General features: G+C 68.1%; 23 protein-coding genes. 13 read left to right on the top strand and 10 right to left on the bottom strand.

Annotation, left to right across the window (positions count from 1 at the left end; genetic code table 11):
* Nucleotides 1-31 precede the first annotated feature (31 nt).
* Nucleotides 32-1,018, bottom strand: a complete 987-nt coding sequence (locus tag F3H32_RS08950; protein WP_149765549.1) for an asparaginase — start codon at nucleotides 1,016-1,018, stop codon at nucleotides 32-34.
* Between the two features lie 151 nt (nucleotides 1,019-1,169).
* Between F3H32_RS08950 and F3H32_RS08945 the strand changes: the two genes are divergently transcribed.
* The 6 genes from F3H32_RS08945 (at nucleotide 1,170) to F3H32_RS08920 (ending at nucleotide 7,890) form a co-directional block, all read left to right on the top strand.
* On the top strand, nucleotides 1,170-1,697 hold the full coding sequence (locus tag F3H32_RS08945) for an invasion associated locus B family protein (protein WP_115755519.1): 528 nt from the start codon (nucleotides 1,170-1,172) through the stop codon (nucleotides 1,695-1,697).
* 103 nt (nucleotides 1,698-1,800) lie between these two features.
* Nucleotides 1,801-2,985, top strand: coding sequence for a 23S rRNA (adenine(2503)-C(2))-methyltransferase RlmN (gene rlmN / locus F3H32_RS08940; protein WP_149765548.1), 1,185 nt, complete (start codon nucleotides 1,801-1,803; stop codon nucleotides 2,983-2,985).
* A gap of 249 nt (nucleotides 2,986-3,234) precedes the next feature.
* On the top strand, nucleotides 3,235-4,758 hold the full coding sequence (gene gpmI, locus F3H32_RS08935; protein ID WP_149765547.1) for a 2,3-bisphosphoglycerate-independent phosphoglycerate mutase: 1,524 nt from the start codon (nucleotides 3,235-3,237) through the stop codon (nucleotides 4,756-4,758).
* The gene (locus tag F3H32_RS08930; RefSeq protein ID WP_149765546.1) at nucleotides 4,755-5,990 is read left to right on the top strand and encodes a murein hydrolase activator EnvC family protein; all 1,236 of its coding nucleotides are present in this window, start codon (nucleotides 4,755-4,757) and stop codon (nucleotides 5,988-5,990) included. The genes gpmI and F3H32_RS08930 overlap by 4 nt, the downstream gene beginning before the upstream one ends.
* A complete protein-coding gene (locus tag F3H32_RS08925; RefSeq protein WP_149765545.1) occupies nucleotides 5,987-7,402 on the top strand; it encodes a S41 family peptidase in 1,416 nt (471 codons plus the stop codon). The genes F3H32_RS08930 and F3H32_RS08925 overlap by 4 nt, the downstream gene beginning before the upstream one ends.
* The gene (locus F3H32_RS08920) at nucleotides 7,399-7,890 is read left to right on the top strand and encodes an RNA pyrophosphohydrolase (RefSeq protein WP_149765544.1); all 492 of its coding nucleotides are present in this window, start codon (nucleotides 7,399-7,401) and stop codon (nucleotides 7,888-7,890) included. Before F3H32_RS08925 ends, F3H32_RS08920 begins: the two co-directional genes overlap by 4 nt.
* A gap of 92 nt (nucleotides 7,891-7,982) precedes the next feature.
* Here F3H32_RS08920 and F3H32_RS08915 read toward each other — a convergent pair whose 3' ends face one another.
* Together F3H32_RS08915 and F3H32_RS08910 are read right to left on the bottom strand one after the other, a co-directional pair.
* On the bottom strand, nucleotides 7,983-9,233 hold the full coding sequence (locus F3H32_RS08915; RefSeq protein ID WP_149765543.1) for a lytic murein transglycosylase: 1,251 nt from the start codon (nucleotides 9,231-9,233) through the stop codon (nucleotides 7,983-7,985).
* A gap of 88 nt (nucleotides 9,234-9,321) precedes the next feature.
* Complete coding sequence (locus F3H32_RS08910) at nucleotides 9,322-9,633, bottom strand: hypothetical protein (RefSeq protein WP_149765542.1); 312 nt, start codon at nucleotides 9,631-9,633, stop codon at nucleotides 9,322-9,324.
* A gap of 55 nt (nucleotides 9,634-9,688) precedes the next feature.
* On the opposite strand from F3H32_RS08910, the gene F3H32_RS08905 reads away from it, so the two are divergent.
* Entirely contained in the window at nucleotides 9,689-10,159 is a 471-nt protein-coding gene (locus F3H32_RS08905; RefSeq protein WP_149765541.1) for a YbaK/EbsC family protein, read from the top strand.
* Nucleotides 10,160-10,194: 35 nt separating this feature from the next.
* On the opposite strand, the gene F3H32_RS08900 is transcribed toward F3H32_RS08905, so the two are convergent.
* On the bottom strand, nucleotides 10,195-10,446 hold the full coding sequence (locus tag F3H32_RS08900) for a GlsB/YeaQ/YmgE family stress response membrane protein (protein WP_115755527.1): 252 nt from the start codon (nucleotides 10,444-10,446) through the stop codon (nucleotides 10,195-10,197).
* A gap of 102 nt (nucleotides 10,447-10,548) precedes the next feature.
* Nucleotides 10,549-11,373 carry a 2,3,4,5-tetrahydropyridine-2,6-dicarboxylate N-succinyltransferase gene (dapD, locus tag F3H32_RS08895; protein ID WP_149765540.1) on the bottom strand — a complete coding sequence of 275 codons (825 nt, stop codon included), beginning with the start codon at nucleotides 11,371-11,373 and terminating at the stop codon, nucleotides 10,549-10,551.
* Between the two features lie 93 nt (nucleotides 11,374-11,466).
* Between dapD and F3H32_RS08890 the strand changes: the two genes are divergently transcribed.
* Nucleotides 11,467-12,294 (top strand): LOG family protein, encoded by an 828-nt coding sequence (locus F3H32_RS08890; RefSeq protein WP_149765539.1) that lies wholly within the window; start codon nucleotides 11,467-11,469, stop codon nucleotides 12,292-12,294.
* A gap of 375 nt (nucleotides 12,295-12,669) precedes the next feature.
* Here the strand turns inward: F3H32_RS08890 and F3H32_RS08885 are convergent, their stop codons facing one another.
* The 4 genes from F3H32_RS08885 to F3H32_RS08870 all read right to left on the bottom strand — a co-directional run bounded on the left by F3H32_RS08885 (nucleotide 12,670) and on the right by F3H32_RS08870 (nucleotide 14,549).
* The gene (locus tag F3H32_RS08885; RefSeq protein WP_149765538.1) at nucleotides 12,670-13,212 is read right to left on the bottom strand and encodes a hypothetical protein; all 543 of its coding nucleotides are present in this window, start codon (nucleotides 13,210-13,212) and stop codon (nucleotides 12,670-12,672) included.
* A gap of 107 nt (nucleotides 13,213-13,319) precedes the next feature.
* Complete coding sequence (gene rlmH, locus F3H32_RS08880; protein ID WP_149765537.1) at nucleotides 13,320-13,787, bottom strand: 23S rRNA (pseudouridine(1915)-N(3))-methyltransferase RlmH; 468 nt, start codon at nucleotides 13,785-13,787, stop codon at nucleotides 13,320-13,322.
* Nucleotides 13,788-13,790: 3 nt separating this feature from the next.
* Nucleotides 13,791-14,189 (bottom strand): ribosome silencing factor, encoded by a 399-nt coding sequence (gene rsfS / locus F3H32_RS08875; protein ID WP_149765536.1) that lies wholly within the window; start codon nucleotides 14,187-14,189, stop codon nucleotides 13,791-13,793.
* 132 nt (nucleotides 14,190-14,321) lie between these two features.
* Nucleotides 14,322-14,549, bottom strand: coding sequence for a hypothetical protein (locus F3H32_RS08870; RefSeq protein WP_149765535.1), 228 nt, complete (start codon nucleotides 14,547-14,549; stop codon nucleotides 14,322-14,324).
* Between the two features lie 299 nt (nucleotides 14,550-14,848).
* Here F3H32_RS08870 and leuC point away from each other — a divergent pair, with 299 nt between their 5' ends.
* Nucleotides 14,849-16,285 (top strand): 3-isopropylmalate dehydratase large subunit, encoded by a 1,437-nt coding sequence (gene leuC, locus F3H32_RS08865; RefSeq protein WP_149765534.1) that lies wholly within the window; start codon nucleotides 14,849-14,851, stop codon nucleotides 16,283-16,285.
* Nucleotides 16,286-16,304: 19 nt separating this feature from the next.
* Here the strand turns inward: leuC and F3H32_RS08860 are convergent, their stop codons facing one another.
* Nucleotides 16,305-16,907, bottom strand: coding sequence for a hypothetical protein (locus tag F3H32_RS08860; RefSeq protein WP_223191390.1), 603 nt, complete (start codon nucleotides 16,905-16,907; stop codon nucleotides 16,305-16,307).
* 72 nt (nucleotides 16,908-16,979) lie between these two features.
* On the opposite strand from F3H32_RS08860, the gene leuD reads away from it, so the two are divergent.
* From leuD to bluB, 4 genes are all read left to right on the top strand, one after another.
* Entirely contained in the window at nucleotides 16,980-17,585 is a 606-nt protein-coding gene (gene leuD / locus F3H32_RS08855; RefSeq protein ID WP_149765532.1) for a 3-isopropylmalate dehydratase small subunit, read from the top strand.
* Nucleotides 17,576-18,628 carry an endonuclease/exonuclease/phosphatase family protein gene (locus tag F3H32_RS08850; RefSeq protein WP_149765531.1) on the top strand — a complete coding sequence of 351 codons (1,053 nt, stop codon included), beginning with the start codon at nucleotides 17,576-17,578 and terminating at the stop codon, nucleotides 18,626-18,628. The genes leuD and F3H32_RS08850 overlap by 10 nt, the downstream gene beginning before the upstream one ends.
* A gap of 270 nt (nucleotides 18,629-18,898) precedes the next feature.
* Nucleotides 18,899-19,162, top strand: coding sequence for a hypothetical protein (locus F3H32_RS08845; RefSeq protein WP_149765530.1), 264 nt, complete (start codon nucleotides 18,899-18,901; stop codon nucleotides 19,160-19,162).
* Nucleotides 19,162-19,785, top strand: a complete 624-nt coding sequence (bluB, locus tag F3H32_RS08840; protein ID WP_149765529.1) for a 5,6-dimethylbenzimidazole synthase — start codon at nucleotides 19,162-19,164, stop codon at nucleotides 19,783-19,785. The genes F3H32_RS08845 and bluB overlap by 1 nt, the downstream gene beginning before the upstream one ends.

Below are 19,785 nucleotides of genomic sequence, written 5' to 3'. Positions count from 1 at the left end.
GCCCCCATTCCAGCCGGCGCTGCGGCGGTGTTCAGGCGGGGAAGCCCGCGGCACGGCGCAGCTCGCCCGTAGCCAGCCCGCGCCAGTTCAGCAAGGGCCCGGTCAGGTATTTCTGCACCACCGGGGCGCCTTCCTCCAGCAGTCCCAGATGCAGCATCAGCGCGGTGATCGCGGCTTCGGCGCCGCGCGTGCCACCGTCCACGATCTTCAGCGCAAGTCCCAGGCCACGTTCGGGGACGATGCCCACGAAAACCGCCTCGGCGCCGGTCTTGACGGCGGCACGGCCCTTCATGGCGCGCATCAGTTCCGTGCAGGCCCGCCCCTCGCCCGCGACCAGTTCGGGATGGGCCAGCATGGCCTCGACCAGGCGACGCTGCGCCTGGCCGCGGCGGTCCTGCCCCGAGCGGGCGAACCTGGCCATGGCATGGGCCAACCCCTCGACCGTGCAGGCGAAATTCGGGGCCGAGCAGCCGTCGATGCCCCAGCCGGCGGCAGGCTCGCCGGTCACCTCCTCGAAGGCGCGGCGCACGGCGCGCTGCACGGGATGGCCGATCTCGACATAGTCCGGCCCGGCCTTCATGTGGCGCGTCAGCGTCAGGAACCCGGCATGCTTGCCCGAACAGTTGTTGTGGATCTGGCAGGGGCTTTCATCCGAGCAGATCAGCCGCTTGCGCTCGGCCGGGTCGCGCGGCAGATGCGCGCCACATCGCAGATCGTCGTCGTCCAGCCCCAGCGCGGACAGCCAGGCCGCGATCGGCCGGGTATGGATGCGCGCGCCGTCATGGCTGGCGCAGGCCAGCGCCAGATGCTCGCTGGAAAGCCCCGCGGCGTCGGCTGCGCCGCTTTCGACCAGCGGCAGGGCCTGGATCATCTTGCAGGACGACCGCGGATAGATCACCGCGCCGGGATTGCCCCAGGCCTCGACGATGCCGTTCGCATCCGAGATCACCACATGGCCCAGATGGGCGCTTTCAAGCATTCCGCCGCGCCACAATTCGATCAGTCTGGCTGCGGTCATGGCTGGTTTTCCTCTGACAATCGCGCGATTTTCCGCGAACGGGGGTTTTTTACCGATCGGTTTTCGCATTATCTTGCCGCCAGATGGTTGAAAACACCACCGTCATCGGCAACAAGCCGGAACAAACCGGACCATGGCAGGAGGCCAGAGCATGTTGAAATTCGCGCCGCGCGCCGCAGCGGCAGCCGCCGCAATTGCGATCGCCGCGTCTTCGCCGGTCCTGGCCCAGGACTCGACGAATGTGATCGGGACCGAGGGCGACTGGACCGTCTTCTCGGCGACCAGCCCCAAGGAGTGCTGGGCCGTGTCGGCCCCGAAATCCACCCAGAACCTGGACGCGAACGGCAAGCCGCGCGAGGTGACGCGCGGAGACATCCGGCTGTATGTCGCCTATCGCCCCGACCAGTCCGGCGAGGTGTCCTTCTCGGGCGGCTATCCCTTTGCCGGGGATTCCACGGTCGAGGTGAATGTCGACGGCAATGTCTTCAAGCTGTTCACCGAGGGCGAAAGCGCCTGGACCGGCTCTCCGGCCGAGGATGCCAAGCTGGTCTCGGCGCTGCGCGGCGGCAGTTCCGCCATCGTCACCGGCCGTTCGGCGCGGGGCACCATCACCAAGGACACGTTCAGCCTGTCGGGCATCACCGCGGCGACGAACAAGGCCCAGGCCGCCTGCAAATAGACCCAGGACCCGGACCGATCGAGACAGGGGCGCGAGCCCCTGTTTTCTTTTGTGCCGCCCTGCCCTATATAGGCCCATTGCCACTTCCCCTGGACCCGCAGCCATGAACGCCCCGAATCCCGCCGCCATCACCCAGGATCTGCTGACCGTCCCGCGGCGGCTGCCCGATGCCGCGCGCCGCAATATCGTCGGGCTGACCCGCGGGCAACTGTATCAGGCCCTGCTCGATGCCGGCACGCCGGAACGGCAGGCCCGGATGCGCGTGGGGCAGATATGGCAATGGGTCTATCACTGGGGCGTGCGCGATTTCGCGCAGATGACCAACCTGGCCAAGGACTATCGCGCCCTGCTGGCGGAAAGCTTCGAGATTTCCGTCCCCGAGATCGTCACCCGCCAGGTCAGCGCCGACGGCACCCGCAAATACCTGCTGCGCATCGCCGGCGGCCATGAGGTCGAAACCGTCTATATCCCCGAGGAAAGCCGCGGCACGCTTTGCATCTCCAGCCAGGTCGGCTGCACGCTGACCTGCTCGTTCTGCCATACCGGCACGCAAAAGCTGGTGCGCAACCTGACCGCGGCCGAGATCGTGGGCCAGGTCATGGTCGCCCGCGACGACCTGGGCGAATGGCCCAAGCCCGGCGCGCCCAAGGACGAGACGCGGCTGGTCAGCAACGTGGTGCTGATGGGCATGGGCGAGCCGCTTTACAATTTCGACAATGTCCGCGACGCGATGAAGGTGGTGATGGACGGCGAGGGCATCAGCCTGTCGCGCCGCCGCATCACCCTGTCCACCAGCGGCATCGTGCCGGAAATCGCCAAGACCGCCGAAGAGATCGGCTGCCTGCTGGCGGTCAGCTTCCACGCCACCACCGACGAGGTCCGCGACAGGCTGGTGCCGGTGAACAAGAAGTGGAACATCGAAACGCTGCTCAATGCGCTGCGCGAATACCCGCGCCTGTCGAACAGCGAACGCATCACCTTTGAATATGTGATGCTGGACGGGGTGAACGACAGCGACGAAGATGCGCGCCGGCTGGTGCGGCTGATCCGCGGCATCCCGGCCAAGGTGAACCTGATCCCCTTCAACGAATGGCCCGGCTCGCCCTATCGCCGCTCCAGTTGGGAACGGATCGAGGCTTTCGCCGACATCGTCCACAAGGCCGGCTATGCCTCGCCCATCCGCACGCCCAGGGGCGAGGACATCATGGCCGCCTGCGGCCAGCTGAAATCCGCAACCGAACGCGGCCGCAAATCCGCGGCGCAGATCGCCGCCGAGGCACGCGCCTGAACGTGCAGCGGTAAAGACCAGCCGCACTGCCGCATGAGTATTTTCAAAACGGTGAAAAGGCAAAGGCGGCCGAGCCTCCTTTTGGGTCGGGTCGCGTGATCCTGGCTTTTCACCGTTTCACAAAATACTCCTGCAACAGCGCCGAAGGGCGGGGCGCTGCGCCTTCACGAATCCGGCAAGATCCGTGGCGACCTTGCCCCGCGCGCCCCGCAGTCGTAGAAGCGTCGCGACCCGTGAAAAAGGTGCCGCATGACCCGTCCGCAACCCGTCGTCCTTTGCATCCTCGATGGCTGGGGCATTTCCTCGCGCCCCGAGCAGAGCGCGCCGGATCAGGCCAGCACGCCGAATTTCGACCGGCTGATGCGGGATTGCCCGCATGGGACGCTGGTGACGTTCGGCCCCGATGTCGGCCTGCCCCGCGGGCAGATGGGCAATTCCGAGGTCGGGCACACCAATATCGGCGCCGGTCGCGTGGTGGCCATGGACCTGGGCCAGATCGACCTGGCGATCGAAGACGGCAGCTTCTACGAGAATGCCGCGCTGGGTGAGTTCATCCGCAAGCTCAAGGCCGGCGGCGGCACCGCGCATCTGATGGGCGTTGTCTCGGACGGGGGCGTGCATGGCCATATCCGCCATGTCATCGCCGCTTCCCGCGCCATTTCCGACAAGGGTGTGCCGGTGGTGGTCCATGCCATCACCGATGGCCGCGACGTGGCGCCGACATCGGGTGCGGGCTTTGTCACCGAGCTTCAGCGCGCCCTGCCCGAGGGCGCCCGCATCGGCACCGTCATCGGCCGCTATTACGCCATGGACCGCGACAACCGCTGGGAACGCGTCGCCCGCGCCTACGGCGCCATGGTGCGGGGCGAGGGTCTGCCCGCCGCCGATGCGGCCCAGGCCGTGGCCGATGCCTATGCCCAGGGCGAGACCGACGAGTTCATCCAGCCTCGGGTGGTCGGCGACTATGCCGGCGCGCGGGACGGCGACGGCTTCTTCTGTCTGAATTTCCGCGCCGACCGGGCGCGCGAGATCCTGGCCGCCATCGGCCAGCCGGATTTCGCCGCTTTCGACACCGGCCGGCGGCCGCAATGGGCAGCACTTCTGGGCATGGTCGATTATTCGGCCGCACATGACGAATACATGCAGGCCGCCTATCCCAAGCGGCAGGTGGTCAATACCCTGGGCGCCTGGGTCGCGGCCAAGGGCCTGCGCCAGTTCCGCCTAGCCGAGACCGAAAAATATCCCCATGTCACCTTTTTCCTGAACGGCGGCAAGGAAACCCCCGAACCGGGCGAGGGCCGCTTCATGCCCGCCAGCCCCAAGGTCGCGACCTATGACCTGGCGCCCGAAATGGCCGCGCCCGAGGTCAGCGCCAAGCTGGTCGAGGCTGTCAAGGCAGGCTACGACCTGATCGTGGTGAACTATGCCAACCCGGACATGGTCGGGCATACCGGCAGCCTGCCTGCCGCCATCCGCGCCTGCGAGGCGGTGGACAAGGGGCTGGGCATGATGCTGGCGGCGCTGGAAAAGGCCGGCGGCGCGGCGGTGATCATCGCCGACCATGGCAATTGCGAAACCACCATCGACCCCCAGACCGGCGGGCCGCATACCGCCCATACCACCAACCCGGTGCCGGTGATCGTCTTTGGCGGGCCCGCGGGCAGCCGGCTGCGCGACGGCCGGCTGGCAGATGTCGCGCCGACCGTGCTGGACCTGATGGGGCTGGACCTGCCGCCCGAGATGACCGGAACCTCGCTGATCGAGCGCGCATGAAGCCGCTGCTGATCCTGCCCCTGCTGGCGGCGCTTGCTGGCGGCCTGGTCGCCCCGGCCCCGCCTGCGGCGGCGGCCCAAGGTGATTCGCAACTGAGCCAGGCCGCGCAAGAGGCCGCCCAGGCGGCCGACATGCTGCGCGCGGCGGTGGACCAGCTTGACGAGGCGCTGACCGAGGACGACCAGGTCGCCTCGCTCACGCGGATGATCCGCGCCTATGAGCAGGGTTTGGCCGCGCTGCGCGAGGGCCTGCGCCGCGCCGGCATCCGCGAGCAGGAGATCCGGGCCGAGTTCGACGCCCGCCGCGAACGGCTGGGCCGGGTGCTGGGGGTGATGACCTCGATGCAGAAATCGCCCGAATCCGTGCTGCTTCTGCATCCGTCTGGCCCCGAGGATTCGGCGCGGGCTGGGATGATCCTGTCCTCGGTCGCGCCGGGGCTGGAGGCAGAGGCCCGCGACATGCAGCAAAAGCTGGAGCAGATCCGCACCGTCCGCACCATCCAGTTGAACGCCGCCAATACCCTGGCGCAGGGCCTGGGACAGGTGCAAGAGGCGCGCCGGCTTCTGGCTTCGGCCGTCACCGACCGTTCCAGCATGCCGGTTCGCTTTGGCCAGGATCCCCAAGAATTGACCGAACTGGTGGAAGCGGCCGATACGCTGGAGGCCGTGGCCTTGGGCATCGCGTCCATGGAACAGGATATCGGCGCGCCCATGGGCGATTTCGAGGGCGCGCAGGGCAGCTTGTCCTTGCCGGTGCTGGGAAGGGTGCTGCGGCGCTATGACGAACCCGATGCCGCGGGTGTGCGCCGGCCGGGCCTGGTCATCGCCACCGCGCCCGCGGCGCTGGTCACGCTGCCCTGGCCTGCGACGATCCGCTACCGCGGGCCGCTGCTTGATTACGGCAATGTGATGATCGTTGAGCCCGCGCGCGGCTATCTGATGATATTCGGCGGTCTGGCGCAGGTTTTCGGCGAAACGGGCGACGTGCTGGTGGCGGGCGAGCCGGTCGGCCTGATGGGCGGGCAAGAACCGCCCGCGCAGGAGTTCGGCGCCGAGTTCGCTGCCAATGCCGCCGCCGGAAGCGGTGCTGGACAGACAGAGACACTGTATGTTGAACTTCGCAAGGGCAAGGAAACGCTGGACCCGGCAGAGTGGTTCGTGATGAATCCCATCGTCGGCGAGGCCACGGACGGGACAGGCCGCAACGCAACCGGGCAGGACGGAGCTGAATGAAACATTATCTTCTGGCAGGGGCGATCGGCACGCTTGCGGGCATTACCGTCGCCACCCAATTCGCCGGCCCGCTGGTCGCGCAGGAATCGGGCAGGAATGCCTCGGTCTATGAACAGCTGGACCTGTTCGGCAACGTGTTCGAGCGGGTGCGGGCCGACTATGTCGAGCAGGTGGACGACAAGGAGCTGATCGAGGCGGCGATCAACGGCATGTTGACCTCGCTTGACCCGCACAGTTCGTTCCTGTCGGCCAAGGATTACGACGACATGCAGACCCAGACCCGCGGCAGCTTCGGCGGCCTGGGCATCGAGGTCGGGCAAGAGGACGGGCTGATCAAGGTGATCTCGCCCATCGACGACACGCCCGCGGCCGAGGCAGGCGTCAAGGCCGGCGATTACATCACCCATGTGAACGGCGAATCGCTGATGGGCCTGAACCTGGACGAGGCGGTCGAGAAGATGCGCGGCCCGGTCGGGTCCGAGATCAAGATCACCATCCTGCGCGAGGGCGAGAAGGAGCCCTTTGACCTGACCATCACCCGCGACACGATCAAGCTGACCGTGGTCAAGACCCGCATCGAGGGCCGGGCCGTGGTGCTGCGCGTGTCCACCTTCAACGACGAGACCTTCTCGACCCTGGAGGCCGAGATGGAAAAGGCGATCGAGGACGCGGGCGGCATCGACAAGGTGACGGGCTTCGTGGTGGACCTGCGCAACAATCCGGGCGGGTTGCTGAACCAGGCCATCGAGGTGTCGGATGCCTTCCTGGACAAGGGCGAGATCGTCTCGACCCGCGGCCGCAAGCCCGAGGAAAGCGAGCGCTGGAACGCCAAGGCCGGCGACCTGGCGCAGGGCAAGCCCATGGTGGTGCTGATCAACGGCGGCTCGGCCTCGGCCTCGGAAATCGTCACCGGCGCGCTTCAGGATCACCGCCGCGCCATCGTCGTCGGCACCAAAAGCTTCGGCAAGGGTTCGGTGCAGACGGTGATGCCGGTGACGGCCGACAGCGCCATCCGGCTGACCACGGCGCGCTATTACACGCCTTCGGGCCGCTCGATCCAGTCGCTGGGCATCCAGCCCGACATCATCGTCGAGCAGCCGGCGGCGAAACCCACGGACGAGGACGAGGCCGACAAGCCGCGGACCGAGTCGAAATTCCTGAACTCGGAAGCCGATCTGCGCGGCGCGCTGAACAATGATTCGATCAGCGACGAAGAGCGCAAGCAGATCGAGCAGGAAGCCGAGCAGGTCGAGGCCACCGCCAAGCTGCGCGAAGAGGATTATCAGCTCGCCTATGCGGTGGACATCCTCAAGGGCCTGGCGGCGGTGGATTATCACGCCCAGGCCGTGCCCGACGCGGCAAAGCCCGCCGTGACCGGCGAAGATGCGGCCCAGGGGGCACAGGCGGAATGAGCGCCGAGCCGCTGGGGCCTTCGGGCCTGCCCTATCGGCCCTGTGCCGGGGTGGTGCTGATCAACCCGGCCGGGCTGGTCTTTGCCGGGCAGCGCATCGACAATCCCGGCCCGGCCTGGCAGATGCCGCAAGGCGGCATCGACCAGGGCGAGACGCCGCGCGACGCGGCGCTGCGCGAACTGGTCGAGGAAACCGGCGTCACCCCGGATCTGGTCGATGTGCTGGCCGAGACGCCGGGCTGGGTCACCTACGACCTGCCGCCGGAACTGCTGGGCAAGGTCTGGAAGGGCCGCTATGGCGGGCAGAAGCAGAAATGGTTCGCCATGCGCTTCCTGGGCGAGGATGCGGCGGTGCGCATCGCCACCGACCATCCCGAATTCGACCGCTGGCAATGGATGCGGGCGGCAGAATTGCTGGACAGCATCGTGCCCTTCAAGCGCGACGTCTATGCCCGCGTCCTGGGGGATTTCCGCAAGATCCTGGCCTGAAGGGCGCGCACCGCGCCTTGTGGCACGGGCGGCAGGAGTATTTGGGAAACGGTGAAACGCGCAAGGGCGGCTTTCGGGGCCGCCCTTTTGCCTTAGCTGCGCAGCATGGCCAGCAGCCGGGTGTCGGCATAGCCGTCTGGCGTCACGCCGCGCGAGCGCTGAAAGGCCCGGATCGCCTCGGCCGAGCGGCTGCCAAGCTTGCCGTCCACCCCGCCGGTGTCGAAGCCGCGCGCCATCAGCAGGCGCTGGATTTCCGCCTTTTCGCTGTTCGACAGCGTGCGGTCGCCGCGCGGCCAGTCGCCCTGGATGCCGGGGCGGCCGGCGATGGCCTCGGCCAGATAGGCCACGGCCAGGGCATAGCTGTCCGAGGCGTTGTATTTCAGGATGGCGCGGAAGTTTTCGGTGATCAGGAAGGCCGGGCCGCGCGCCCCCGCGGGCGCCAGGATCGAGCCCGAGGGCACCGGGCCGCCGCCCGCCCTGCGCACGCCCATCGCCGCCCATTGGCTGCCGGAATGCTGCACCGATTTGCCCGCCTGGTTGAAGTCGAAGCCGGGGGGCAGGATCACCTCGGTCCCCCAGCTCTGGCCGGGGCGCCAGCCGTTCTGGCGCAGATAGGATGCCGTCGAGGCCAGCGCGTCGGTCGGATCGTCCGACCAGATGTCGCGGCGGCCGTCGCCGTTGAAATCGACGGCGTGAGAGAGGAAGGACGAGGGCATGAACTGCGTATGCCCCATGGCCCCGGCCCAACTGCCGACCATATGGGCGCTGTCCACGTCGCCCGACTGGATGATGCGCAAGGCCGCCACCAGCTCGGCGGCGAAGAATTCGCCGCGGCGGCCGTCATAGGCCAGTGTCGCCAGCGCCGGCACGATCTGCGTATTGCCGCGGCCGGCGCCGAAATTCGATTCCATGCCCCAGACCGCCACCACGATCTCGCGCGGGACGCCGTAGCGCGCCTCGATCGAGGACAGCGTGGCGGCGTGTTGCCCGGCCTTGGCGCGGCCGGTCGCGCCGCGCGGGCCGATGGCGCCGTCGAGATAGTCCCAGATCGGCTTGGTGAATTCGCTTTGCTTGCGATCCAGCGCGACGATGCCGGGCTGGTAATGCGCGCCGGCCATGGCGCTGTCGAATGTCGCGGCCGAGATGCCGGCCGCCAGCGCCCGCGGGCGGAAGCTTTGCACCCAGTTCTGGAAGCCCGCCTGGGAACCCTGGCCGCCGGCGGTGGGCAACCCGCCGAACTGGCCGCCGGCGGCGCCCGGCCCCTGGTTCAGCGACATGCCGCAACCGGCCAGCGTGCCGATCAGCAGGGCGGCGGTCGCGATGCGCAAGATCCGTCTGGTCATTCTGCCTGTCCGCTTTGTTGCTCGTTTCGGGCTTTTGTTCTGGTTGCGGCCAGTCTAGCGCAGCGGGGCGCGGCTGGATAGGGCCCGATCAGGCCTGATCGTAAAGCGGCTCCATCTGCGCGACGATCACCGCGTTTTCGGCCAGGGCGCGATCCATCAGCGCGCGTTCCTCGTCCGGGATCTCGTCGCCATCGGCCAGGCGTTCTTCGATGCTGCCATGGCCGGTGACGTCCAGCGGCGCCAGGCCCGCCTGCTTGAGGATGGCGACGGTTTCGCGCACCGCCTCGTCCTCGGTCACGCCCGAGGCATAGCAGACCAGCGCCGCGCCGCTGGCGCCCCGCGGCAAGCCGTCCTCGGCGGTGCGGCCGACCTGGACCAGAAGCGTATAGACCTGTTGCATGGCTTTCCCTTTGACGCATTTGCCGTCATATCGCCCGAAACCGCAGGGGGTGACAATGAGCAAGAGCTTGCAGCGGGTGCAGTCCGCGCTGAAGGAAGCGGGGATCGCCGCCCTGATCCGCGAGACAGACGACAGCGCCCGCACGGCCGAGGGCGCGGCCGCGGCGGTCGGCTGCGCGGTCGACCAGATCGCCAAGTCGATCATCTTTCGCGGCGAGGGGTCGGGCCATCTGGTGCTGTTCCTGACCGCGGGCGGCAACCGCGTCGATGCCGCCAAGGCCAGCGCCCTGGCCGGGCAGCGGCTGGGCAAGGCCGATGCCGGATTGATCCGTGCCGAGACCGGCTTTGCCATCGGCGGCGTCGCGCCGGTCGGGTTTTTGCGCCCGGTCCCGGCCTGGCTGGACCCAAGGCTGCTGGAATTCGGGACGGTCTGGGCCGCCGCCGGCACGCCGCGCCATGTCTTTACCATCGCCCCCAGCGAACTGGCCCGGCTGTCCGGCGCCCGGCCGGCGGATTTCACCGCCTGAGATGAAAAAGGGCGGGAAGACCCGCCCATTTTCCGCTATCCCGCCACGGCCCGGTAAAGCCAGATCAGCACCACCGCGCCGATCAGCCCGGCCACGCCCTGCGCAAGCCAGCTGCCCGCCTGCGCGTTCAGCCCGACCAGGCCCAGAAGCGCATTGCCGACCACCGCGCCGACGATCCCCAGGATGATATTGAGGAATACCCCCGTATCGGCCTTCATGATGCTGCTGGCGATCCAACCCGCCAAGCCGCCGACGATGATCGCGGCCAGCCAACCCATACCCTGCATGTGAAACCTCCGATTGCAGAAGACATGCGGGGTGAACGCGCAAGCGCGGCTTGGGTTCACGGCCGCGTCACGACCCGGTGGGGTGATGCGGCCGGGCCACGGTCAGTCGCGCAGCAATTCGTTGATCGAGGTCTTGGAGCGGGTCTGCGCATCGACGCGCTTGACGATCACCGCGCAGTAAAGATTGACCCCGTTCTTCGAGGGCATCGAGCCGGCGACGACCACCGAGCCCGCCGGCACTTCGCCATACATCACCTCGCCGGTCTCGCGGTCGACGATCTTGGTGGACTTGCCGATAAACACGCCCATGCCCAGGACCGAGCCTTCGCGCACGATGCAGCCCTCGACCACTTCCGAACGCGCGCCGATGAAGCAGTTGTCCTCGATGATGGTGGGGCCGGCCTGCATCGGTTCCAGCACGCCGCCGATGCCGACGCCGCCCGACAGGTGGACGTTCTTGCCGATCTGCGCGCAGGAACCCACGGTGGCCCAGGTGTCGACCATCGTGCCCTCGTCGACATAGGCGCCCAGGTTCACGAAGCTGGGCATCAGCACCACGCCCTTGGCGATATAAGCCGAGCGGCGCACGACGCAGTTGGGCACGGCGCGAAAGCCGGCGGCCTGCCATTGCGCCTCGCCCCAATGGGCGAATTTGCTGTCCACCTTGTCCCACCAGGTGCCGCCCTGCGGGCCGCCCATGTGGACCTCCATGTCCTTCAGGCGAAAGCCCAGCAGCACGGCTTTCTTCGCCCATTGATTCACATGCCAGTCGGCGCCGCGCTTTTCGGCCACGCGCAGCGCGCCCTTGTCCAGGGCCTCCAGCGTGGCCTCGACGGCGTCGCGCGCCTCGCCCCTGGTGGTGGGGGTGATCTGGTCGCGGATCTCCCAGGCGGATTCGATGGCGGCTTCAAGTGCGTCATTCGACATGGTCTGGCCCTCTCAACGGTGGAAACTATGGCCCAAGGGCTATAAGCCGAGGGGTGCGGCCGCGCAATGCGGCGGTTTTCGCCAGAGGTTTGGATGAAAGAACTTGACGAGCGCAGCCACCCGTTTCGCGACAGCCATCAGGACGTCGCGGCGGCGCAGACCACGCCGGATACCGCCCAGACGCGCGCGCCGGCCTATCGGCTGGCCTTTACCGATACCGAATTCCTGCTGCGCGAGGAACTGCGCCCGGTCCGCTTGCAGCTTGAACTGCTGAAGCCGCAGATGATCATGGATGCGCGCGGCATCCGCTCGACCGTGGTGATGTTCGGCGGCGCCCGCATCCCCTCGCCCGAGCGGCGCGACGGCGCGCGCACCCCGGTCCTGGCCGCCCTGTCGCATTACTATGACGAGGCGCGGCGCTTTGCCCGGTTGATGACCGAACGCAGCCTGAAAAGCTATGGCGCCGAGGACGTGATCTGCACCGGCGGCGGGCCGGGGGTGATGGAGGCGGGCAACCTGGGCGCGCATGAAGCTGGCGGCGCGTCGATCGGGCTGTCTATCGTGCTGCCGCACGAGCAGGCGCCCAATTCCTATGTCACGCCGGATCTGTGCTTCAACTTCCACTATTTCGCCATCCGCAAAATGCATTTCCTGATGCGGGCCAAGGCGGTCACGGTGTTTCCGGGCGGGTTCGGCACCATGGACGAGATGTTCGAGGCGCTGACCCTGATCCAGACCGGCCGGATGACGCGCGTGCCCTTCATCCTGTTCGGGCCGGAATTTTGGCACAAGGTCATCGACTGGCAGGCGCTGGCCGAGGCCGGCACCATCAGCCCCGAAGACCTGGAGCTTATCAGCTTTGTCGAAAGCGCCGACGAGGCGGTCGAGATCATCGACAATTGGGTTCCCCCCTGCCCCTGACCCCCTAGGCGGCGCTTTCCGCGGCGGGTTGTGACGGCCGGCCATCGGCGGCGCGGGGCTTGCGGATTCCTCGCGGGTGGTGCCGGGAATGGCGGTTGGTCGGCGTTTCGGGGGTTCCTGCCGTGGGTAATGGCCGGGGCGGCGGCGCCGAGCGCGGCAAGGCATTCGCCGTCATCGCCGGAGCTGGTGGCAGGGGGCAGGCCGTAGAGCGGGTCTTGGCGGATCTCCTGCGCGGTCGCGCATGCGGACTCGTCATTGCACACCCCTCCCGCGCATACGGCCAGCGATCTCGTCGCGGGCGGCCATGGGGTTCGTGCAACGATGATCCTGTTCGCCCGTCCGCCAGGGCGGCGGCGCCGGACGTGCGCAACCAGGCTATTTCGGCCACCAGGCGACGAAATCGCCGGCCCCGACGGCATGCGGCGGGCCGCCCGTCCCGCGAACCGCCGGCGCGCCAACCGCGGGGTCGGCCGGATGGGCCTGGCCAACCCCATGGCGATATGTCGCATGCACAAGTTCCGGCCGCATATCGGGTTCCGGCGGATCCTCGACGGCGCGGATCACGATGGTGCCCAGCTTCAGCGCGCGCTGGAACGCCTCGTCATCGCCATAGATCGCGGTCAGGAACCTGATCACCTTGGCGCGGAAAACCGCGCGGTCCTGGGGACCCTCCACATCCTCGCCCGCCGTTCCCGCACTCGGCCGGGCGGGAGGGGCGGAACCGACCTGCGCCGCGCCCCGCAGGTCCTGGCCGCCGGGCGGCCCATCCCGGCCCGCCGCGCCGGCTTGTCCGACCGGGGGCACTTCGGGCTGCGCGCGGACATGGGTGGGGCCGATGATTTCGATTTCCCGCGCGGCCTGCGTGGGGGCGGGTCCGGCCCGGCCTTGGATCTGGCTTTGGTTGACGACGGGAATCATGACAGCACCGACTCGATCTGGATAGGTCCATGATAGGCGATCGGGCCGGGATTTCACCTTTTCCTTGCCGTGGATTTTCTTAAAATCCCGCGTTTCTCAAGCCGTTGTCACCGCCGGTGATAGGGGCTTCCGGCCAGGATGGTGGTGGCGCGATAGATCTGTTCGGCCAGCATCACCCGCACCAGCATATGCGGCCAGACCATGCGCCCGAAGCTGATAGACAGGTCGGCGCGATGGCGCAGGTCGGGGTCGATGCCATCGGCGCCGCCGATCACGTAGGCGATGTCGCGGGCCTGGTCGCGCCATCCCGCGACGCGGCCGGCAAATTCGGGCGAGCTGAGCATCTCGCCCCGCTCGTCCAGCGTCACCAGCGCGGCGCCCTGCGGAATGGCCTTGGCCAGCAGCGCCGCCTCGGCGGCCATGCCGCCGCCGCGCCGATCCTCGACCTCGGCCAGCGTCACGGGCGGCAGGCCCAGCGCGCGGCCCGCCTTGGCGTGCCGGTCCAGGTAATCGGCGATCAGCTTCGCCTCGGGGCCTTGCCGCAGCCGCCCGACCGCGGCAATGACCATGCGCATGGATCAGTTGCGGGTCGGGCCGGCCTGATCGGCGGCGTGGTCGGCGCGCAGCCGATCCAGCGCGGCCGAACGCAGGGCGTCGGCGGGCATCCACATCTTTTCCAGCTGGTAGAATTCGCGGACTTCGGGGCGGAAGACATGGACGATCACGTCGTCGGTGTCGATCAGCACCCAATCGCCGGTTTCCTTGCCCTCGACGCGGGCCGAGCGGCCGGCCTGCTGCTTCAGGCGCTCGACCAGCTTTTCGGCGATCGAGGCCACCTGACGCGCGTTCCGGCCCGAGGCGATCACCATGTGATCGGCCATGGCCGAACGACCGCGCAGGTCGATGGTCACGACATCTTCGGCCTTGTCGTCATCCAGAGAGGCAAGGATGCGGTCCAGTAGCTGATCGCTGGTCAGCCCGGATTCCGCGGTGGTCGCAGCCGGCGCAGGGGCCGGCGAGACGGTATTGGACAGGGTTCATCCTCCGGTCATCGCGCCGATCTCCCCCGGCGCAGGGGCCTTTATAATGTAGCATGGAATCGCGCCCGCTCAATGCGGGGGCGGCGGTTTTCTGGTCTCTGGCCGCTTGGGACAGGCGTAAGGCGCCAAAATTCCCCAGGGATCGGCGCACCTGACCTGGCCCGCCGACCAGGCAAGCTGGCGGGTTTCGGCCGCTGCCCGCGCCCGCTTCAGCGGGGTATCGGCCCAATGCACCGCCAGCGCGAACAGCGCGGCGCCGGCCAGCGGGATCACCCGCAGAATGATGCGAATCAGCATGGCCGTCCCTTTCCTGCGCCCTGCATCGAAAGATAGGGCCGATTCCTCAACTTGGAATTAACAGGCGCGTGTGCCGATATTGAAAAGGAAACCAAATCGACCTATTAATGCGGACATGCAAGGATTCGTCTATTTCGACATTCACGACCGCGCCCGCCTGCCGGGCCGCTTTTACGGCGAAAGCCTGTCCGTCACCGCCCGACTTTGACGGTCGCGGGCGCATGCCGCGCGCCCCTCGCCGCAGGTAGCGGCACCCCTTGGCCCCTTTTCCAGCCAGTCCTCCAGATAAAGAGACAGCCATGACCGGCAATACCAATGCGGGCGCGCCCCGCACCCTGTATGACAAGATCTTCGACGCCCATGTGGTCGAGCGTTCCGACGACGGCACCTGCATCCTGTATATCGACCGCCACCTGGTCCACGAAGTGACCTCGCCCCAGGCGTTCGAGGGACTGCGCATGGCCGGGCGCAAGGTGCGCCGCCCCGACCAGACCATCGCCGTGCCCGACCACAACGTGCCCACCACCGCCGACCGCGTGGACGGGATCGAAAACCCCGAAGGCCGTATCCAGGTCGCCGAACTGGACAAGAACGCCCGCGATTTCGGGCTGAACTATTATCCGATGAACGACATCCGCCAGGGCATCGTGCATATCGTCGGTCCCGAACAGGGCTGGACCCTGCCCGGCATGACCGTGGTCTGCGGCGACAGCCACACCGCGACCCATGGCGCCTTCGGCGCGCTGGCGCATGGCATCGGCACGTCCGAGGTGGAACACGTCCTGGCCACCCAGACGCTGATCCAGAAGAAATCCAAGAACATGAAGGTGGAAATCACCGGCAAGCTGCGTCCCGGCGTGACCGCCAAGGACATCACCCTGTCGGTGATCGGCGCCACCGGCACCGCCGGCGGCACCGGCTATGTCATCGAATATTGCGGCGAGGCGATCCGCGACCTGTCGATGGAAGGCCGCATGACCGTCTGCAACATGGCGATCGAGGGCGGCGCTCGCGCCGGGCTGATCGCCCCGGACGAAAAGACCTTTGCCTATGTCATGGGCCGCCCCCACGCCCCCAAGGGCGCCGCATGGGAGGCCGCGGTGTCCTGGTGGAAGACGCTGTTTTCCGACGAGGACGCGCATTGGGACAAGGTCGTCACCATCCGGGCCGAGGACATCGCCCCGGTCGTGACCTGGGGCACCTCGCCCGAGGACGTGCTGCCGATCACCGGCACCGTCCCCGCCCCCGAGGATTTCCAGGGCGGCAAGGTCGAGGCCGCGCGCCGCAGCCTGGACTATATGGGGCTGAAGCCGGGCATGGCGCTGAACCAGATCGCGATCGACGCGGTCTTCATCGGCTCCTGCACCAACGGCCGGATCGAGGACCTGCGCGCCGCCGCCGGCATCCTGAAAGGCCACAAGCTGGCGCCCGGCGTGCGCGGGATGGTGGTGCCCGGCTCGGGTCTGGTCAGGATGCAGGCCGAGGAAGAGGGGCTGGACAGGATCTTCATCGACGCCGGCTTCGAATGGCGGCTGGCCGGCTGCTCGATGTGCCTGGGCATGAACCCCGACCAGTTGGCGCCGGGCGAACGCTGCGCCGCCACCTCGAACCGCAACTTCGAGGGGCGCATGGGCCGCGGCGGCCGCACCCATCTGATGTCGCCGGTCATGGCGGCGGCGGCGGGCATCAGGGGCCACCTGACCGATGTGCGCGAACTGCTGGCGGAAACCGTCTGATGGCGGGCGGCGGGGACGGCTATCGCCTCCGCCGCAAAAGCAACAGGGCGTTGGCCGCGATCAGCAACAGCCCCGCGTTCTCGAACCAGAAATTGTATCGAATATTCGCGAAATCGGCGCTGATGAGCCTGTCCACATGATGAAACCCCACCGCGCGCACCAAGACAAAGCCGCACAGCACCGCCAGCCCCAACAGGGCCAGGCCGTTGCGGCGCATGTGCCCGCGCAGCGCCCTGGCCGTCCAGGCCAGCGCCAGGACCACGCCCAGCAGCAACCCCGCGATAAAGGCCAGTTGCACCAGATAGCGGCTGTCATACCAGCCTTGGGCGCGGGCCATGCAGCGGCCGGTGGCGGTCAGCGCCGTTTGCAGGTCCAGTTGCTTGTTCAGCGCCAGAAAGGCGGTCAGCGCGGCGATCGCCAGCCACAGCCCGCGTGCCGCGCCGGCCGGCCGGCGGCGCAGCACCGCCACGGCCAGCGCGCAGCATATGGCATAGGCCAGCACCGTCAGCCAGCCGGTGATCTCGGGGTCGCCGATCCGGGGCGTCCAGTCGCGCGCGATACAGGCGCGCAGCGCCGAAAGGCTGGAAAAACCGAAAGACATCAGCGAAACCCGTCTTGCCATGGCGCCACGCGCCGGATGGGTCTCGGTTAACGGGCCGCTGCGGCCCAAGTCAATTCTGCAAGGATCAAAGACATGGACAAGTTCACCACCCTGACCGGCATCGCGGCCCCCATGCCGCTGGTCAATATCGACACCGACATGATCATCCCCAAACAGTTCCTGAAGACGATCCACCGTTCGGGTCTGGGCAAGAACCTGTTCGACGAGATGCGCTATGACGCCCAGGGCAACGAGATCCCGGATTTCGTGCTGAACCAGCCCGCCTATCGCAATGCGCAGATCATCATCGGCGGCGACAATTTCGGCTGCGGTTCCTCGCGCGAGCATGCGCCCTGGGCGCTTCTGGATTTCGGCATCCGCTGCGTGATCTCGACCAGCTTCGCCGACATCTTCTATAACAACTGCTTCAAGAACGGCATCCTGCCCATCGTCATGCCGCAAGAGGTGGTGGACGTGCTGATGGAGGACGCAAGAAAGGGCGCCAATGCCCGCATGACCGTAGACCTGGAAAACCTGACCGTGACCACCTCGGACGGGCAGAGCTTCGGTTTCGATCTGGACCCGTTCCGCCGCCATTGCCTGCTGAACGGGCTGGACGACATCGGCCTGACCATGGAAAAGGCCAGCGCCATCGACACCTACGAGGCGCAGATGGCCCAGAGCCGGCCTTGGGTCTAGGGGTCCTTGCCAAGGCGGCGCTGGTCGCCGTCCTTGGCCTTGCCGCCCATGCCGATCCGCTGCGGATCGCCACCTACAGCCCCGACCTGACGCGCGATGGGCCGGGGCTTTTGCTGCGCGACCTTGGCCGCAAGGATGCGCAGATCGACGCGGTGGTGCAGGTGCTGGCGCAGGCCCGACCCGACATCCTGCTGCTGACCGAATTCGACTGGGACCACGAAGGCCGGGCGCTTGCCGCCTTTGCCGCAAGGCTGGCCCAGGTCGGGCTGGACTATCCCCACCGCTTCGCCGCCCGGCCGAATTCCGGCATGGCGACCGGGCTGGACCTGGACGGCGACGGGCGGCTGGGCAGCGCCGAAGACGCGCAGGGGTTCGGCACCTTCACCGGCCAGGGCGGCATGGCGATCCTGTCGCGCCACCCCATCGGGCCGGTCAAGGATTACACCGATTTCCTGTGGCGCGACCTGCCCGGCCACCTGATGCCGCCGCTGCCGCCAGAGGCGGCGGCGGTCCGCCGCCTGTCCTCGACCGCGCATTGGGACGCGGTGGTCACGGTGGCCGGCCGGCCGCTGCACCTGCTTGCCATGTCCGCGACCCCGCCGGTCTTCGACGGGCCCGAGGATCTGAACGGCCGGCGCAACCATGACGAGCTGGCCTTTTGGCTGCATCACCTGCCCGACGGACCCTTCGTGCTGGCCGGGAACCTGAACCTCGACCCCCTGGACAGCGAGGGCCGGCCCCAGGCACTGGCGGCGATCATGGCGCATGTCACCGACCCCCTGCCCCGCAGCGACGGCGGCGCGGCGGCGGCGGGCGGCGTCAACGACCGCCACCAGGGCGACCCGGCGCTGGACACCGGCGACTGGCCCGACGACAAGCCGCCGGGCAACCTGCGCGTCGATTACGTCCTGCCCGCCCAGGGGCTTGCGGTGCTGGGATCAGCCGTGGTCTGGCCGGCCGACGGTCCGCTGGCCCAGGCGGCGCTGGCGGCCTCGGCGCATCGGTTGGTCTGGGTCGATCTGGACTGGCCGCCGGCGCCGTGATCCGCGGTCCCGCCGCGGCTCGCGCCCCCGATTCCGCTTGCCGCCGCCGCGGCGTCGCAGGTAACGTGCGCGTGTATCGGTGCCCCGTCCCTGGGCCAAAGGGGAATGCGATGCGGCCTTGCGGATCCAGGGCCAAACCCGCAGCCGCGGCTTGGGGCGTGGCCGTGGTGCCGGCGCCGCATGCGATCGGCGCTCCGGTGCCGCAGCCGCCTGATCCTTGCCGCCGGGCGTGGCTGCCGCGCCCGGCCCTTTGTCATCCGGGGAAAAGACATGGACCGTTCCATCCCGATGCTGCTGATCGGCCTGATTTTCGGCGGCGGCATGGGCTTCGTCGCCGCCGCCGCCAACGGCATCACGCTGGATGGCCACCACCACGGGGCGCATGACCACGGCGCGCCCATCGACCTGCCGGCGGGCAGCGCCACCGCTGCCGGCCTGCCGCGGGCCGTGGAACTGACCGTGCCCGGCCGCCCGGTCGCCTTCCCTGCCGTGGCCGAGGGCCTGCCCGGCGGCACCCTTTGCGCGGGGCCATGATGCGGTTCGGTCCCGACGATCAGGCGGCGCTGGAGCGCGTGCTGCGCTGGCGCCGCGACGTGCGGCATTTCCGCGACGATCCGGTGCCCGAGCCGCTGCTAAAGGAATTGCGCGCGGCGATGGAACTGGCGCCCTCGGTCGGCAATGCCCGGCCCTGGCGGGTGATCCGCGTCGAAAGCCCCGACCTGCGCGCCGCAATCCGCGCCGATTTCCAGCGCAGCAACGCCCAGGCCGCAACCCGCTACCAGGGCCGGCAGCGGCAGGAATACGAGGCGCTGAAACTGGCCGGGCTGGACCGCGCGCCGGTCTGGCTGGCAATCTTTACCCAGATCGACCCGGCCGAGGGCCACGGGCTGGGCCGCGCCACCATGCCCCAGACCCTGCGCCAATCGACGGCCATGGCGATCCATGCGCTGTGGCTGGCGGCGCGGGTGCGCAACCTGGGCCTGGGCATGGTCTCGGTCCTGGACCCGGCGCGCATCACCGCGCTGCTGCGCGTGCCGCAGGATTGGGAATTCTCGGCCCTGCTCTGCCTGGGCTGGCCGGAATTCACCGATGATACCCCGCTTTTGCATCGCGCGGGCTGGCAGCGGAACACCGCGCCGGACTGGCAGCGCCGCTGA

The organism is Paracoccus thiocyanatus (assembly GCF_900156255.1).
GTDB lineage: Bacteria > Pseudomonadota > Alphaproteobacteria > Rhodobacterales > Rhodobacteraceae > Paracoccus > Paracoccus thiocyanatus.
Note: the sequence above shows the minus strand (reverse complement) of the source record. Positions and strands in the feature narration are given on the sequence as shown.

Bases quoted from the DNA above. Each gene is read 5' to 3' on its own strand.
- gpmI (WP_149765547.1), top strand. From the start codon at position 3,235: ATGACCCGTCCGCAACCCGTCGTCCTTTGCATCCTCGATGGCTGGGGC.
- F3H32_RS08950 (WP_149765549.1), bottom strand. From the start codon at position 1,018: ATGACCGCAGCCAGACTGATCGAATTGTGGCGCGGCGGAATGCTTGAA.
- F3H32_RS08870 (WP_149765535.1), bottom strand. From the start codon at position 14,549: ATGCTGATTCGCATCATTCTGCGGGTGATCCCGCTGGCCGGCGCCGCG.
- F3H32_RS08860 (WP_223191390.1), bottom strand. From the start codon at position 16,907: ATGGCAAGACGGGTTTCGCTGATGTCTTTCGGTTTTTCCAGCCTTTCG.
- F3H32_RS08885 (WP_149765538.1), bottom strand. From the start codon at position 13,212: ATGATTCCCGTCGTCAACCAAAGCCAGATCCAAGGCCGGGCCGGACCC.
- F3H32_RS08920 (WP_149765544.1), top strand. From the start codon at position 7,399: ATGAGCGCCGAGCCGCTGGGGCCTTCGGGCCTGCCCTATCGGCCCTGT.
- F3H32_RS08910 (WP_149765542.1), bottom strand. From the start codon at position 9,633: ATGCAACAGGTCTATACGCTTCTGGTCCAGGTCGGCCGCACCGCCGAG.
- F3H32_RS08945 (WP_115755519.1), top strand. From the start codon at position 1,170: ATGTTGAAATTCGCGCCGCGCGCCGCAGCGGCAGCCGCCGCAATTGCG.
- F3H32_RS08925 (WP_149765545.1), top strand. From the start codon at position 5,987: ATGAAACATTATCTTCTGGCAGGGGCGATCGGCACGCTTGCGGGCATT.
- F3H32_RS08930 (WP_149765546.1), top strand. From the start codon at position 4,755: ATGAAGCCGCTGCTGATCCTGCCCCTGCTGGCGGCGCTTGCTGGCGGC.
- dapD (WP_149765540.1), bottom strand. From the start codon at position 11,373: ATGTCGAATGACGCACTTGAAGCCGCCATCGAATCCGCCTGGGAGATC.
- leuD (WP_149765532.1), top strand. From the start codon at position 16,980: ATGGACAAGTTCACCACCCTGACCGGCATCGCGGCCCCCATGCCGCTG.
- rlmH (WP_149765537.1), bottom strand. From the start codon at position 13,787: ATGCGCATGGTCATTGCCGCGGTCGGGCGGCTGCGGCAAGGCCCCGAG.
- rlmN (WP_149765548.1), top strand. From the start codon at position 1,801: ATGAACGCCCCGAATCCCGCCGCCATCACCCAGGATCTGCTGACCGTC.
- F3H32_RS08900 (WP_115755527.1), bottom strand. From the start codon at position 10,446: ATGCAGGGTATGGGTTGGCTGGCCGCGATCATCGTCGGCGGCTTGGCG.
- bluB (WP_149765529.1), top strand. From the start codon at position 19,162: ATGCGGTTCGGTCCCGACGATCAGGCGGCGCTGGAGCGCGTGCTGCGC.
- F3H32_RS08915 (WP_149765543.1), bottom strand. From the start codon at position 9,233: ATGACCAGACGGATCTTGCGCATCGCGACCGCCGCCCTGCTGATCGGC.
- F3H32_RS08890 (WP_149765539.1), top strand. From the start codon at position 11,467: ATGAAAGAACTTGACGAGCGCAGCCACCCGTTTCGCGACAGCCATCAG.
- leuC (WP_149765534.1), top strand. From the start codon at position 14,849: ATGACCGGCAATACCAATGCGGGCGCGCCCCGCACCCTGTATGACAAG.
- F3H32_RS08905 (WP_149765541.1), top strand. From the start codon at position 9,689: ATGAGCAAGAGCTTGCAGCGGGTGCAGTCCGCGCTGAAGGAAGCGGGG.
- F3H32_RS08845 (WP_149765530.1), top strand. From the start codon at position 18,899: ATGGACCGTTCCATCCCGATGCTGCTGATCGGCCTGATTTTCGGCGGC.